This is a genomic window from Pseudomonas costantinii, from assembly GCF_001870435.1.
Lineage (GTDB): Bacteria > Pseudomonadota > Gammaproteobacteria > Pseudomonadales > Pseudomonadaceae > Aquipseudomonas > Aquipseudomonas costantinii.
Window position 1 is genome coordinate 17,448 of record NZ_MDDR01000011.1, and the last position, 15,320, is coordinate 32,767.

Annotated in this window: 14 protein-coding genes; 2 read left to right on the forward strand and 12 right to left on the reverse strand. The window is 57.2% G+C overall.

The features are described from left to right. Positions 1-22: 22 nt before the first annotated feature. Positions 23-505: a MarR family winged helix-turn-helix transcriptional regulator gene (locus tag BFL40_RS07810; RefSeq protein WP_235864669.1), complete on the reverse strand. Its 483-nt coding sequence runs from the start codon at positions 503-505 to the stop codon at positions 23-25. Between the two features lie 64 nt (positions 506-569). Here BFL40_RS07810 and BFL40_RS07815 point away from each other — a divergent pair, with 64 nt between their 5' ends. After that, complete coding sequence (locus BFL40_RS07815) at positions 570-2,096, forward strand: FAD-dependent oxidoreductase (RefSeq protein WP_071483421.1); 1,527 nt, start codon at positions 570-572, stop codon at positions 2,094-2,096. Here the strand turns inward: BFL40_RS07815 and BFL40_RS07820 are convergent. From BFL40_RS07820 to BFL40_RS07870, 11 genes are all read right to left on the reverse strand, one after another. Then, positions 2,077-2,721, reverse strand: coding sequence for an aspartate/glutamate racemase family protein (locus tag BFL40_RS07820; RefSeq protein ID WP_071483422.1), 645 nt, complete (start codon positions 2,719-2,721; stop codon positions 2,077-2,079). The genes BFL40_RS07815 and BFL40_RS07820 overlap by 20 nt on opposite strands. A gap of 30 nt (positions 2,722-2,751) precedes the next feature. Then, positions 2,752-3,579 carry an alpha/beta fold hydrolase gene (locus BFL40_RS07825; protein ID WP_071483423.1) on the reverse strand — a complete coding sequence of 276 codons (828 nt, stop codon included), beginning with the start codon at positions 3,577-3,579 and terminating at the stop codon, positions 2,752-2,754. A gap of 52 nt (positions 3,580-3,631) precedes the next feature. Further along, on the reverse strand, positions 3,632-4,186 hold the full coding sequence (locus tag BFL40_RS07830) for a cysteine hydrolase family protein (RefSeq protein WP_071483424.1): 555 nt from the start codon (positions 4,184-4,186) through the stop codon (positions 3,632-3,634). A 99-nt stretch (positions 4,187-4,285) separates the two neighbouring features. After that, positions 4,286-5,290 (reverse strand): oligopeptide/dipeptide ABC transporter ATP-binding protein, encoded by a 1,005-nt coding sequence (locus BFL40_RS07835; protein ID WP_071483425.1) that lies wholly within the window; start codon positions 5,288-5,290, stop codon positions 4,286-4,288. Continuing rightward, on the reverse strand, positions 5,287-6,327 hold the full coding sequence (locus tag BFL40_RS07840; protein ID WP_408003953.1) for an ABC transporter ATP-binding protein: 1,041 nt from the start codon (positions 6,325-6,327) through the stop codon (positions 5,287-5,289). The genes BFL40_RS07835 and BFL40_RS07840 overlap by 4 nt, the downstream gene beginning before the upstream one ends. After that, positions 6,324-7,223, reverse strand: a complete 900-nt coding sequence (gene ddpC, locus BFL40_RS07845) for a D,D-dipeptide ABC transporter permease (protein WP_071483427.1) — start codon at positions 7,221-7,223, stop codon at positions 6,324-6,326. The genes BFL40_RS07840 and ddpC overlap by 4 nt, the downstream gene beginning before the upstream one ends. A gap of 1 nt (position 7,224) precedes the next feature. After that, a complete protein-coding gene (locus BFL40_RS07850) occupies positions 7,225-8,241 on the reverse strand; it encodes an ABC transporter permease (RefSeq protein ID WP_071483428.1) in 1,017 nt (338 codons plus the stop codon). A 105-nt stretch (positions 8,242-8,346) separates the two neighbouring features. Beyond that, a complete protein-coding gene (locus BFL40_RS07855; protein WP_071483429.1) occupies positions 8,347-9,903 on the reverse strand; it encodes an ABC transporter substrate-binding protein in 1,557 nt (518 codons plus the stop codon). 179 nt (positions 9,904-10,082) lie between these two features. After that, positions 10,083-10,640: a D-alanyl-D-alanine dipeptidase gene (gene ddpX / locus BFL40_RS07860; RefSeq protein ID WP_071483430.1), complete on the reverse strand. Its 558-nt coding sequence runs from the start codon at positions 10,638-10,640 to the stop codon at positions 10,083-10,085. Positions 10,641-10,684: 44 nt separating this feature from the next. Continuing rightward, on the reverse strand, positions 10,685-11,536 hold the full coding sequence (locus tag BFL40_RS07865; RefSeq protein WP_071483431.1) for a MurR/RpiR family transcriptional regulator: 852 nt from the start codon (positions 11,534-11,536) through the stop codon (positions 10,685-10,687). Positions 11,537-11,790: 254 nt separating this feature from the next. After that, a complete protein-coding gene (locus BFL40_RS07870) occupies positions 11,791-12,411 on the reverse strand; it encodes a LysE family translocator (protein ID WP_071483432.1) in 621 nt (206 codons plus the stop codon). A gap of 135 nt (positions 12,412-12,546) precedes the next feature. Here BFL40_RS07870 and BFL40_RS07875 point away from each other — a divergent pair, with 135 nt between their 5' ends. Then, the gene (locus tag BFL40_RS07875; RefSeq protein WP_071483433.1) at positions 12,547-14,745 is read left to right on the forward strand and encodes an OsmC domain/YcaO domain-containing protein; all 2,199 of its coding nucleotides are present in this window, start codon (positions 12,547-12,549) and stop codon (positions 14,743-14,745) included. Positions 14,746-15,320: the final 575 nt, after the last annotated feature.

A 15,320-nucleotide genomic window follows, 5' to 3' on the forward strand; every position in this document is an offset into this window, starting at 1 on the left:
ACTAGTCATTCGGCCATCTTGATCAGCGCAAATCCTGCGTAGACATGATGGCGTCGTCCTTGATGTCCTCGGCAAACTTGCGCATCAACCGCACCAGGTTTTCGAAGTCGCCTTCATCCCAGGTGGAGAAGATGGACACGCCAATTTTCTCGCGGGCTTCATCGACACGGTCGGTCATGACCTTGCCTTTTTCGGTAATGACGGACTCGCGCACGCGGCGGTCGACGGCGCTTTCCTGGCGCAGGATCAAGCCGAGGGTTTCCAACTTGGCCACCTGGCGGCTCACTGTGGTGTAGTCGCGGCCCACACGGTCGGCCAGTTCGACCACACCAATTGGCCCCAGTCGTTCAACCAGCACCAGCAAGGGAAACAGCGCGCGGTCCAGGGAAATCCCAGCCTCGCGGACCATTGCTTCGTCGCGCTGGGGGCGATTCATCACCCCGACAATTTCAACCAGTGACCCATGCAAGTCACGCAGTTGAGCGCTTATGTGTGCGTTTTGCACGCTTTTTCTTGACACTGTGTTTCTCCCTCTTAATATGTGCGTATTGCACATATAGGTGGCCCGTATGAACGAGCAATGCGCTGTCGATGTACTGATTTGTGGTGCCGGTGCGGCTGGCTTGACCCTGGCGATTGACTTGGCGAGACGGGGCATCAGCTTCCGCCTGATCGAGAAAAACGACCAACCTTTTCACGGCTCGCGTGGCAAAGGTATTCAGCCCAGGTCGCAAGAAGTTTTCGAGGACCTGGGGATACTCGACCGCCTTTTTGCCTTGGGTGGAGTCTATCCGACTGAGCGTCGATACCGCGACGACGGCAGTCACAGTGATGCGAACGCCATCGAACACAACGCCCCAACGCCAGCCGAGCCTTACCAGCAACCGCTGATGGTGCCGCAATTTCTGACTGAGCGTGTGATGCGCGAGCGTTTGCTCGAGCTGGGCCACCAACCGGACTTTGGTTGTGAGTTGGTTGCGTTCCAGCAGGACGTAAACGGTGTCACCGCGCAATTGGTTGACAAGTCCGGTCCGCAAACACTGCGCGCGCGCTGGCTGGTGGGCGCCGATGGCGGCCGCAGCTTTGTGCGGCATGCCCTTGAAATCGGGTTCCCAGGCAAGACGCTCGGTGTGCGGGCCCTGGTGGCCGATGTGGTGTTGTCCGGCCTTGCAACGGACTACTGGCATCGTTTCGGCGAAGGCGACATGCAACGCCAGATCGCCGTGTGCCCGCTGGCCGGCACCGAACTGTTCCAGATCCAGGGGCCAATCCCGCTGGAGGCCGACATCGATATCGGCGCCGAGGGGCTGACGGCGATGCTGGCGCAGCGTACAGGCCGTGATGATATTCAGGTGCATGCTGTGTCCTGGGCTTCGGCTTACACCATGAATGCCCGGTTGGCTGATCACTACCGTGTCGGGCAAGTATTCCTGGTCGGCGACGCCGCACACATTCATCCGCCGACGGGCGGCCAGGGGCTCAATACCAGCGTGCAGGATGCCTACAACCTGGGCTGGAAACTGGCAGCAGTGGCCAAGGGCGCGCCTGCGGCGCTGCTCGACAGTTACGAAGAAGAGCGGCGCCCGGTTGCCGCCTCGGTACTTGGCCTGTCGACAGCGCTGCTGGACGGTATGAAGCGTGGCGACATGCGGCGGGGCAGGGAGGTGCATCAACTCGATATCGGCTACCCGCACTCGCCAATCGCCTTCGAGCATCCCGCGCGTGCCGGCAATGTGCTCGCCGGTGACCGTGCGCCAGATGCAAGGCTTTGCGGCGCCGCGGGCCAATCGCTGCGGTTGTTCGAGCTGTACAAAGGCGCGCACTGGAGCCTGCTGGGTTTTGAGGCTGCGCGCGGGGCTGTAGCGTCTCGAGCGGGGCTGCGTATCCATCACGTCGGCCCGCAGGGCGACGTGATCGACGACCAAGGGCATTTTCAAAGTGCCTACGATTTGGCGAGCGGAGATTGGGTGTTGGTTCGCCCTGATGGCTATATCGGGGCGATTGTCTCGTCAGAGGCGATCGAGTTCCTGGAGACCTACTTGCTGCAGATAGGGCTCCCGCCCGCCAGCCAAGGTGTCATTGCGCGAGGGCTTTGAGCGCAGCCACCAGCCCGGCGGTTGCACTGGTGAGCGGCGCTGGTCCCGTTGTCACCCGCAGTGCCGCGGCACACATTGAGGCCTGGGCCAGTGCAACCACGGACGCGCCTTCACCATAGGCGCGGTCTGCCGCACTGGCGATTCTCGTCAGGTAACCGTCGATATCACCAGCCTTGAACAGTGCCCATGCGCCTGGGACTAACTGCACGTCCACCGTTGCATGGGAGTGTTTTGCTGCCTGGTAGAACAGGCGAGCGGTGGATTCAAGGGTTGTCTGGACCGCGCACAGGACCACAATCTTGCCGCCTGCTTGAGTTGCCGCGATGGCCAGGGCCTCATCGGTTCGCAGAATGGGCACGCGGGTGTTTTTTGCGACGTTTTCAACTGTCGGGCCCAAGGTCGAGCAGGTCAGTACAACGGCGTCAGCGTGCTGCGCAAGTGTCGTCAGCGCGGAGGCTGTTGCATCGGCTATTTCGGCGGTCAGGCGCCCGGCCTGTTCAGCGGCTGCCAGAAGGTCGGGCCGGACTTCATGGTGCAGAACATCCGGTCCGACTCCCAGTGCCTTTGCGGCGGCGTCAAACACCGAAATGTTGCTGTGCGCAGTATGAAGACAGGCAATTCGCATCGGTCAGTTTCTCGCTCTGAAATGAGTGGCCTACGCTCGTAGAAAATTCAACACATGCGCCACAATCACCTCCGGCGCCTCTTCCTGGACCAGATGTCCCGCTGCAGGCACTCGAATGTACTTCACACCTGGAATTCTACGTGCCAGTTCATCGCCTTGTTCGATAGGAATCCAGCGGTCCTCTTCTCCCCATAGCAGCATCACCGGGCATTTGATCTCGTTGAACCGATGCTCGATTTCGTCGGTGAAGGCTTGATCCATCTGTGCGATCTGGCGGTAGAACGCGGCTTGCCCGATGTCGCCCGTCCACGGTGTGACGTAGGCTTGCAAGTCTTCGGCATGCAGCGGCCTGAAGACCGCACCCTGGATATACGCGTTGATAATCGCCTCGTGGACATACGCCGGCGCACCGCTGAAGGCTTGCTCGTGATGACGTACATGCTGGATCAGCGGCGAGCCCCACGGTGCAATCGCCACCGGGTCGATCAGGGTGAGACTGGCGTAGGCCACGTGATTGAGCAGGTACGTGCGCAAGGCCGTGGCACCGCCGAAATCGTGGGCCACCACCTGCGGTTGCTCAAGGCCCCAATGCTCCAGCAACGCTGCCAGTACGTTGTTCTGAACGCCCAGTGAAACGTCTTGGCCTTCGGCTTTTTCGGACTGCCCATAGCCGAGCAGGTCGTAATAGAACACCTGATGGTGCTGGGCGAGCAGGGGGGCGATGCGCCGCCAGACATAGGACGAAAACGGCGTGCCGTGCACCATCACGACGGCTGAACCCTGGTTGCCGATGCGGCCCCAACGAACGGTTCGGCCCTCAAAATTAAAGACCTCTGGCAAGGGAAGTGAGTTGGACATGTTTACTTCTCCAGTCTGTAGGGGTGTTTGAGCCTGAACCATGACCCAACGATCAACCAAGGATTTGGGCCGTCTCCATAACCCTGGCATAGTCCATCGCCAGGTTGCTGAGCGACAGCGCATGCACGTCTTCCGCTGGCCATAACCGTCCCGATAAATCGGTTTGATCAAACGTGTAGCAGGCATCCGCAGCCACTATCACCTCAAAGCCCAGGTTACCGCCGGATCGCGCCGTAGACTCGACAGAGTTGTTGGTAATCACCCCAACGATCACCAATTGCTTGATCGAGCGCATATGTAACCACCGTTCCAGGCCCGTGGCAGTGAACGCATCCGGAACGTTTTTCTCCAGTACATGCTCGTGTGCGAGGGGTTGTAATGCTTCCTGAAACTCACAGCCTGGCTGCCCCGGCCAAAATACTGAGTCGGGCGAGCGAGACATATGCCGGACATGGACGATTGGACGCTGAGATTGTCGCCACGCCACCAGCAGGGACTGTATCTGCAACTCTGCATCTGGATTGTTCCGCCGCCCGAGCTTTGGGTGGTTCATGCCCTGTTGCATGTCAATGATCACCAATGCTGCGTTCATCTCTAACTGTTCCATGGCGCATCCTTTCTCTGGTGAGGAGCGAAGCCCCCGTTGAATCATCGGGAAGTTGCAAATTTTACGCCCGATAATAATTTGATCGAACGTCCTTGGTCTCTACACTGGTAGAGGTTGCGCAACGGATTCCAGATGACATCTGACCTGCTCGCCACTGCCGGTAGTTTTAGACGGTAGTAGCGCCTGGGGTCGATCACAGCCAACCGTCGCCTTCGGACAACGGTCTCGAAAAAAGCATCCTTTGGGCAGATTACGATTACCGGGTAACTCTGTGGGTGCCGATGCATGCGCGTCATCTACGCGGACCCCAAGCCGGGGGACTGCTTCAAGGAGCAGTTGCGTATAAGGATGACGTGGATGTTCGAGTACTTGCGCGGCAGAACCCAATTCTACAATCTGCCCCAGATACATGACGGCCACGCGGTCAGCCATATGCCGCACGACAGACACGTTGTGGGAGATGAGGATATAGGTCAGCTCCCGCGTCCGTTGCAATTCGCTCAACAGATTCAATATCTGCGCCTGCACTGAAATGTCCAGGGCGGAGGTCGGCTCATCCAGGACGATAATGTCAGGGTCCGACGACAACGCGCGGGCAATGGCAATGCGTTGGCGCTGGCCCCCCGAAAACTGATGAGGGTACCGATCAAGATACTCGGTGCGAATGCCCACTTGGGAGGCTACTTTCGCGGCGATATCGCGCATGTCACGGCGCGGGGCAGAGCGCTGTACGAAGAGCGGCTCGGTGATGATCTTCCAGATCGGAAGGCGCGGGTCCAGCGAAGACTGAGGGTCCTGAAAGACAATCTGGACATTGCTGCTGCGCTCGCTTGAGGTGTTGTAAACCCAATCCAGCTTACCGGACGTAGGTTTGATCAGGCCCATCAGCAGTTGTGCCAAGGTGCTCTTTCCGCAGCCGGACTCTCCCAAAATGCCCAGGGTTTCACCCGCATGCACATCCAGGTCGATACCGTTCAATGCGTGCGCCACCGCTTTGGGTCTGCCTAGCCAGTCAGTCCCCATGGAGTAATGCACCCTGACGTCCTGTAATCCCAGGATTGCCGGGTTAGTGGCAAGGTACGGTTGCATGAGTACGTCGTTCATGACTGCGACTCCGTGGATGAGGTCCGGGGCGGCTCAGCTAACCAGCAAGCGCTTTTTTGACCGGTATCGACATTGATGGTCCGCATCGGTGGACGCTCGGTGCATTCAGGCATTGCGTAGCCACAGCGGTCGCGAAACGTGCAGCCCTCAGGCAATGCGGAAAGATTGGGCACTTGGCCGGGGATCGTTATCAGGTCCTGACCCGGCTCGACCTGCTCCGGCAAGCCACTGAGCAAGCCCTTTGTGTAAGGGTGACGTGGGTCAGCCATCACCTGAGCGGTAATGCCTTGCTCAACCACTGCTCCGGTGTACATCACATAAACCCGGTCGCAAAACTGCGAAACCAGGGCCATGTCGTGAGTAATCAGCAGAATCGCAGTACCCCGTTGGCGAGCCTTTTCGCGCAGAAGCAGCAAGACCTGACGCTGGACGGTTACGTCGAGCGCCGTGGTCGGTTCGTCGGCAATCAACAACTGCGGGTCACAAGAAAACGCCAAGGCAATCATTACCCGCTGACGCATACCGCCCGACAGCTCGAATGGGTAGCTGTTCATGACCTGCTCCGGGTCAGCGATGTGCATGTCCCGCAGCAAGGCGATTGCTTTATCGCGAGCATCCGTCTTGCTCAGTTTCTGGTGATGAATGATCACATCGAGCATCTGGCGGCCAATACGCCGGGTTGGGTTGAGCGCAGTCATCGGCTCTTGAAAAATCATGGCAACATCTTTGCCACGGACCTTGAGCAGATCCTTTTCCTCTGCGGCCAGCATGTCCCGCCCCAGAATATTCAGCGTCCCGCTTTTGACCTCATAAGCGTGCTCCGGTAGCAAACGCATACTGAGCATCGCCGTCACCGATTTGCCCGAGCCGGACTCACCGATCACACCGACAATTTCGCCGGCCCTGACGTCTATGGACACACCATTGAGCGCTTTTACGGTGCTACGGTAGGCCGGGAATTCGATCCTGAGATTGTCGATGGACAGCACGGATTCGCTTGGGCGAGCAGATAGCGGTGATTGAACTGGCATGCTCATTTCCCCTGCTGACGCGGGTCGAGGAGGTCGCGTACACCGTCGCCCAATAAGTTGAACCCGGTTGCTGTAATCAATATCGCGACCCCTGGAAAGGTGGAGTACCACCACTGATCAAGAATGTAGTTGCGCCCGGTAGCGACCATGGCCCCCCACTCGGCAGTAGGTTGCTGGGCGCCCAAACCGATGAAGCCCAATGCAGAGGCCATCAGGATTGCGCTGCCAATATCCAGACTCAGCTGGACCAGGAGTGGTGGCATGGCATTGCGGGCCACATGCCAAATCACCATATGCCAGCGCCCGGCGCCGAAGGTCTCGGCGGCTTTTACGTAGCCCATCTGCCGAATGCTCAGGGCCTGACCGCGTGCCAAACGTACATAGAAGGGAATCCGTACCAAGGTAATCGCCAGCATCGCATTGAACAGGCTGGGGCCTAACGCTGCGGCCAGGGCCATGATCAGCACCAGTGAGGGCACCGATAGCATGATGTCCATCATGCGCATGACCAAGCTGTCAAAGCGTCCGCCAATGATGCCTGACATACAGCCCAGCAGGCCGCCCGCCAGGCACGAGGTAAAGGCCACAAACAGGCCGACACCCACTGATTGCTGACTGCCGTACAAGACCCGGCTGAACAGGTCACGACCGACTTCGTCGGTACCAAACCAATGTTGCGACGAAGGCGCCGCCAAACGTTGGGCCAGGTTCAGCGCATTGGGGTCATGGGGCGCCAACCAGGGTGCAAAGATCATGACCAGCAGCACGGCCAGCGTGATCAACAGCCCCGCCATGGTCAGGGGGCTTCGACGCAGTTGGTGTGCCAGGTACGCGAGCTTATCCTTCCAGTTGTTCGCTTGCGGCAACGGCATTACCGCAGGCGCAATAATCGAATCAGACATTTCAGTGGACCTCGCCAATGCGTGGGTCGATCAAGCGATACAGCAGATCGATAGTCATGTTGAGCAGCACGTAAATGAACGACACCAGAATGGCGAAGCCCATGACGGCAGGGAAATCCAGCGATTGAATCGACTTGACGACGTAGGCGCCCATACCGGGCCAGGCGAACACGGTTTCCGTCAACACTGCGCCATACAGCAGGTCGCCGAGCGTCAAGCCAAGCACAGTGATTGACGGAATCAACGCATTGGGCAGCGCATGACGAAGAATCACCGTCCACTTCGATAAGCCGTAGGCCCGCGCAGTTCGTATGTAGTCCTCGCCGAGCTGGTCAAGCATCGCCGAGCGAATCTGCCGCGCGATGACGCCCAGGTTGACGAACCCCAGGGTTATCGCAGGCAGGATCAGATGTTTGAGTGCGTTGAAGAAAAGCGCCGTATCACCCGCAATTAACGAATCAATCAGGTAAAAGCCGGTCAGCGTTGGCGGAGGGGTCAACCCCTCATCGAGTCGACCGCTGCCGGGTAGCCAGTTCAAGTGGCCGTAGAAAACTACGATCAAACCCAGGCCCAGCCAGAATGCTGGCGTGGATATACCGGTAACGGCCAAGGTTCTCGCGATCTGGTCGATAAGGCGGTTGTGGTAGACCGCCGATAACACGCCCAGTGGTACGCCCACCAGAATAGACAACGTCAGTGCGGCGAAGGCCAACTCCAGCGTTGCCGGAAAGAACGCCTGCAAGTCTTCAAGCACGGGGCGGTTGGTTCTTATCGATGTGCCCAAGTCGCCATGAAACAGATCAAGCATGTAACGCCCGTATTGCTGATACAGCGGCAAATCCAGGCCTAATTGATGTCGAATATGTTCGACAATCGCATCCGTGGCCCGATCACCCGCGATCAAGCGCGCGGGATCACCGGGGATCAGATGGGAAATCGAGAACGTGATCAGTGAAACCCCAAATACCACCAACAGGAGGCCGCCAAGGCGTTTTCGCACTATATTCAGGAAGGCCATATGGCACCTCGGTCACTCTTTAAATGGACAGAGCAAAGCTTCTCGCGGACATGGCATTGCAGCGACCCCGCCCGCGCGGCAGGGCCGTTTTATAGGGGCAGTGCCTTACTTGGTGATCGTGCCGATGTTGAAAACTTGTTCAAGCATCGGGTTGAACACATAACCTTTGACCTTATCGCTCATCGGCAAGGTGTAGGCCTTCTGGTAGAGGTAGGCGTAGACGCTGTCGTTCAGCACGATCTTCTGCGCCTCTTGATACAGCTCGACACGCTTGGCCATATCGTTGGTGGTGGCCGACTCACGAATCAGCTTGTCGACCGCCGGGTTTTCGTACATTGAGCGGTTGCCCGCCAGGCCCTTGAGCTTGGAGTCAAAAAAGAAGTTCATGAACATGTAGGGGTCGGCAAAGTCGGGGCTCCACGAACCGATGGCGACGTCGAAGTCACCTGTGCCCAAGCGCTCGCGCATGCTGGCGTTGGCCAACTTCTCCATCTTGAGGTTGACGCCTATCGATTGCAGGCCTGCTTGCAAGGTCAGGCCGATAGGTTCCCAGTTCGGGTCTTTGTCGGAGTACATGAATGTCAGGTTGCTGACTTTCGGCGATACCTTGGCCAGGTCAGTTTTGGCTTTAGCCAGGTCCTGCTTCAGCGCCGGCAGCTTGTCGTCATACGCCCACATGCCTTGAGGAATTGGGCCATTCAAGGGTTTGGCCTTGCCACCCAGGATGCCCTGGATAATGCCGTTGTAGTCGAGCGACTCGATGATTGCACGACGGGCATCCGGGTTGCTCATCGGGGCTTTCTGAGTGTTCATATAGAGCATCGTCACGCGCAGCGACGGATAATCACCGACCACAATCCCGGGTTTTTTCGTCAGTTCCTTGAGTTGGTCCTCAGGCATATCTTCGATGATATCCAGGTCGCCATGTTCCAGTTGCAGGCGGCGTACCGAAGCCTCGCCAATGATCTTTACTACTACCTTGTTCAGGGTCGGCTTGGGGCCGGCGTAGTAACTGTTCTGTTCCATGGTCAGCGCCTGGCCTTTCTGCCAGTTGACCAGTTTGAAAGCACCAGAGCCTGCTGTGTGCGTCGACAGGTAGGTTTCGGCCCCTTCAGGCTTTTTGGCAACGTCCGGGTTCACGATCGCGGCACCGTTGTGTGCCAACGTTGAAAGGAACGGCGCGTAAGGCGCTTTCAGGGTAAAGCGCACGGTCAACGGATCGACGACACTGACTTCCATATCGTCTGGGAAAGCACCGGAAGGGCCTTGTTTAAGCTTCATTACTCGATCAAAGGAAAACTTGACCGCAGCGGCATTCACCTCGGTTCCGTCATCGAACTTGTTACCTGCCTTGAGCTTGAATTCCCAGGTCAGGTTATCTGCAGAGGTTGACCAACTGCTGGCGAGTTCACCTTGCACTTCGGTGCTGCCTTTGCCGTCCTCGACCTTGTACGTAACCAGGCGCTGATAAGCGGGGTAGGTAATTGCCCAGTCATTGTTATCGATGGTGACGGCCGGGTCGAGGGTTTGAGGATCGGAAGGTTTGCCGATCATCAAGGTATCCAGGGGCACAGCCGCACTTGCCGATTGCCATGTGCCGAGGCCCATGGCGGTGAAGAAAACAGCCATCGCCAGATGACGAGGTTTAATGATTGATTTCATGCCGGTTCCTTTATCGTTCGATGTATGGAATTTCAGGTTTTTTATTGGTGCTATACCGGGCAGTTAAACGGGATGCATCAGGGCATCCATGCAGCGCCATTCGTTTTAATCCACAACGTTGGCGGTCTGTTCTAATCCGGGATTCATTGATGTCCCGGTCAGGTGTCACGGTTGTTGAGTCAATGTGCAGGTGCGATTGACTGATCATCAATCAGTGGGTATGCCTCCGCATGGGGTAGTTCGTAATGCCACCATTCGCTGTCTATATAGGTAAATCCGGACGCCAGCATGATGCCTAGCAAGATCAACCTGTTCTGCTGCACGAGAGGCGGAAGATCGACGTGGAACTGATGAGACTTTTCTCTCATGTCATCAAAACCGGTTCCCATATCCAACGCATTGCCATTCGCGTCGACCAGCGTGAGATCGACGGCCACGCCGCGACTATGATGCGAGCCCAAAGCGGGGTCGCGGACATATTCAGAGTTTGGTAGCGCGTCCCACAATAGATACTGGGCATACGGCGGCCGGTAAGCGTCGAGTACACGAAGTGTCAAGCCCGCCTGCTGCGCCAGTTGGCTGGCCTTGCGCAGACAGGCCTCCGCATCTGGATGCAACAGGCACCTTGGGTCCTGATAAATCTGTTTGCCGGCCAAATTATCTGGGCCGGCATACACCAGGTCGATTTCGACTCTCAATGCGTGGGCATCAATTTCGATGAGGGGGTTGTTATTCACTTCAAAGTTCCAATACAGGCGTTAACGTTCAGCCTTGTTATGCATTAATCAAACTGGCCAAATAATTGTTGCAGCTCACGATTTTTGGACAATCGCTCATCGAGACCATCACCGTAGTGTTCAGCGACAGCGGAAACAATGAGGTTCAGTAAGCAGGAGAGCGGTGCCAGAGAGTCCCAGAACTGCCCAACGTCCGAGTCCAGTTGAAGCAGATCGTGCGGATAATCACGTGCCCATGGGCATTGAAAGTCGGTAATGAAGGCCAATGGCAGCTTTTGTTGATCGGCGACATTGCAGAAGGTTCGAGCAACGGCCGAGTACATACGAAAGTCTGCAATCACGGCATACGGATTTTCGAACTGAGAGTTCAATGACTCTGCATAGGTACCTGACAAACCGTCAACGTAATAGACCTTAGGCCTGATGTACTCCAAGTGACTGAAGAAGGCGTTCAAGATGCCGCGAGTCGACTGGATACCTACGATAAAAACAGCGTCTGCGGTGCAAAGCTTGTCGACGATCCGAGAGAACGTGGTGCCACGAGCCAGCGCATAAACCCGCTGGATGGCTTCAAGTTCTCGCTTCATTGATCTCTCGAGCGTATCGCCATGGATCTTTTCCTCACGGAAAGCCCCCAGCCTGTCGGTGAGGACCCAGGCACTGCCTTCATCGTCACGCAAGCTTTTCTTCACATCGTCAATGTTGCGGTAACCCAACGAACGTAAGAACCGCCCAACCGATATCCCGGTTGTTTCCGTCTGCTGGGCGATGCTGTCAGCGGTCTCGAAGGGCAGTTTCTGCGGATTAGCCAGCAGGTAACCCGCAATCCGTTTACCCGTCGGAGTGAGGTCGGCAAACCTCTGGTTCAGCATCTCTAGGAAACCAATGTTATCCATGAAAATATCCGCAGAAATATCAATCAGGCCTATCGACGAATGTTATTTCAGGATCATTTGTCGGCTATGTGTTATCAACATAACACGAAAAAATTCGTATGTTCCAGGGTTTTTTTAGGGTGTTGAACGCTTTGATTTGAAGTGCCCCAGGTCAGCGCACGCGCCGTGAAAATGCGTGATTCAGGTGCAAAAAAAGCGTGGTAAAGGGCGTGATTGACGCGCTGGGCGGCATCTGGTGTGTTTGGCTAAAGACTTCAGCGTTTACTGAACGCCAGCCGCGCGGCAAACAACACAAAGATCATCCCAGTGGTGCGGTCCATCCACTGGATGACCTTTTCCCGGCGCAGAAAGCCGGACAGCGGCTGAGTCGCACCAATCAACACCAGCGACCACAGCAGCCCCAATACCACATGGATGCTCACCAGGCCGAAGGTCCAGGCAATCATCGAATGGCCTTGGGGGATGAACTGCGGCAGGAAGGACACGTAGAAAATCCCCACCTTGGGGTTCAGTGCATTGCCCAACATGCCTTTGAGGAACCAGTTGCTATTGGGCTTGCCGTCGGACTCGACAGGCGACAGTGAGCGGCGCGGGCGCAGCAGCATGTTCAAGCCCAGCCAGGCCAGGTAAGCGGCGCCGCAATACTTGAGCAGGTTGAACGCCACCTCCGATACCGCAATCAACGCGCCCAGGCCAAAGGCGACAGCCGCACCCCATAACAAACAACCGGCGTTGATACCGAGGGTGGCCTGTAGCGCCTGGCGCTTGCCTTCGACCGTGGCGGTCCTGAGCACCAGTGCGGTATCGAGCCCCGGGGTGAGCGTCAGCAAGGTGGCGGCGAAGGTAAAGGCGAGGAGGTTATCGGTGATGGACATGGGCCGATGTCTTCAAGGTGAGGAGGGTGGAAGTTAGCACCGATCGGCAGCCAAGACGGAAAACCCTGAGACTTCCCGGCGAAAATCTTCATAATGGCGGCCAATTTGTTTAGCTCGATATTCTGGTGTGCCCGCATGGAAATTAAGGTCAACTTTCTCGACAACCTTCGACTTGAAGCCAAGTTCGATGATTTCACGGTGATTGCCGACCAACCGATTCGCTACAAAGGCGACGGTTCGGCACCGGGGCCGTTCGATTACTTCCTGGCTTCGTCGGCGTTGTGTGCGGCGTACTTTGTAAAGTTGTACTGCGAAACGCGCAATATCCCCACGGACAATATTCGCCTGTCGCAGAACAACATCGTTGATCCGGAAAACCGCTACAACCAGATCTTCAAAATCCAGGTCGAGTTACCGGCAGATATCTCCGATAAGGACCGCCAGGGCATCCTGCGTTCCATCGACCGTTGCACCGTAAAGAAGGTGGTGCAGGCCGGGCCGGAGTTTGTCATTGAAGAAGTGGAAAACCTGGACGCAGATGCCCAGGCGCTGTTGATGCCCAACTCCACGTCAGAAGCGGGCACCTACATCGCGGGTAAAGACCTGCCGCTGGAACAGACCATCGCCAACATGTCGGGCATCCTGGCCGGCCTGGGCATGAAGATTGAAATCGCCTCGTGGCGCAACATCGTGCCCAACGTCTGGTCGTTGCATATCCGCGATGCACACTCGCCGATGTGCTTCACCAACGGCAAGGGCGCGACCAAGGAAGGTGCCTTGGCGTCGGCGCTGGGCGAGTTTATCGAGCGGCTCAACTGCAACTTCTTCTACAACGATCAGTTCTGGGGCGAAGAGCTCGCCAACGCGCCGTTCGTGCATTACCCGGACGAGCGCTGGTTTCAGCCTGGCCGCAAAGATGAGCTGCCGACGGAAATCCTCGACGCCTACTGCCTGAAGATCTACAACCGTGATGGCGAATTGCGTGGTTCCCACCTGTTCGACACCAACTCCGGGAATGAAGAGCGTGGCATCGTTTCGCTGCCGTTCGTACGCCAGTCGGACGGCGAGGTGGTGTACTTCCCATCGAACCTGATCGAAAACCTTTACCTCAGCAACGGTATGAGCGCGGGTAACACCCTGGCCGAAGCCCAGGTGCAGTGCCTGTCGGAAATCTTCGAGCGCGCGGTCAAACGCGAAATCATCGAAGGTGAATTTGCACTGCCGGATGTGCCCGCCGACGTGTTGGCGAAGTACCCAAGTATTCTGGCAGGCATTCAAGGGCTGGAAGCCCAAGGCTTCCCGGTGCTGGTCAAGGATGCGTCCCTGGGCGGTGAGTTCCCGGTGATGTGCGTGACCTTGATGAACCCGCGCACCGGTGGCGTGTTCGCCTCGTTCGGCGCGCACCCAAGCCTGGAAGTGGCGCTGGAACGCAGCCTCACCGAATTGCTGCAAGGCCGCAGTTTCGAAGGCTTGAACGATTTGCCGCAGCCGACCTTTGAAGGTCACGCGGTGACTGAGCCGAACAACTTCGTCGAGCACTTTATCGACTCCAGCGGTGTCGTGTCATGGCGCTTCTTCAGCGCGCAGTCGGATTACGAGTTTGTCGAATGGGACTTCTCAGGCGAAGGTGAAGACTCCAACGTCCAGGAAGCCGCGACTTTGTTCGGCATTCTCGAAGGTATGGGCAAAGAGTCCTACATGGCGGTGTACGAGCATCTCGGCGCAACCGCCTGCCGTATCCTGGTGCCGGATTACTCGGAAATCTACCCGGTAGACGACCTGATCTGGGATAACACCAACAAGGCCCTGTTCTTCCGCGCTGATATCCTCAACCTGCACAGCCTCAGCGATGACGACCTGAAGGCGCTGGCTGAACGTCTGGTGGAAAGCGAGCTGGACGACTACACCGATATCACCACACTGATCGGTATCGAGTTTGACGACAACACCGCATGGGGTCAGCTGACGATCCTGGAGTTGAAGCTGCTGATCTACCTCGCCTTGCAGCAATATGAAGAGGCGAAAGAGTGCGTGGAGATGTTCTTGCAGTACAACGACAACACCGCTGAGCGTGGCTTGTTCTACCAGGCGGTGAATGCGGTGCTGGAGATGCATTTGGACGAGGACTTGGAGCTCGAAGACTACGAGGCTAACTTCCGCCGGATGTTTGGCAATGAGCGGATGGATGCGGTGATTGGTTCGGTCAACGGCAGCGTGCGTTTCTATGGGCTGACGCCGACCAGCATGAAGCTGGAAGGGTTGGACCGGCATTTGCGGTTGATTGAAAGCTACAAGAAGCTGCACAGCGCGCGGGCCAACATAACGTCTGCCTGATGCAGGCCTAATGTGGGAGCAACTGTCTTGGCCATTTTTTAGGTGGATTGAGTACATATCCGTTGCTGCGGTAACGGCCGCTTATGGTTTCGCCCTTACGGCGACTCACTTTGGAAAAGCCGGAATGCCGGCCCAGCCCAAAGTAAGCAAAAGGCTCTTGCCCCACCACTCGGCACCTCGCTGTGGCTCGGTGTGCCCGCACTCCGGCTTGAATCCGTGGGCCGCCGCGCTGGGCCATCCTTGGCCCAGCGCGGCTAACCCGGCGTCCTGCCGGGTTGCCCACGGATTCAAGCCTGCGTGCGGCCAGCGTGGTTAATGGGGCGCCTGAGATCAAGATCAACAGCAGATCAAAAGCAGAGCACGGCGGCCTGAAAGCCGACCTGAGTGGTGTGGAGCAAAAGCCAGATCAGAAGCAGGGCAGGTTGCAGTTTCCCTGATGTATGGAACTCCCACATTCCGACCGCTTTTGATCTACACCACTCAGGTCGGCTTTCAGGCCGCCGTGCTGTTGATTTTGACTTTGATCTTAGGCGCCCCATTAACCACGCTGGCCGCAAGTAGGCACGGTGGAGCGG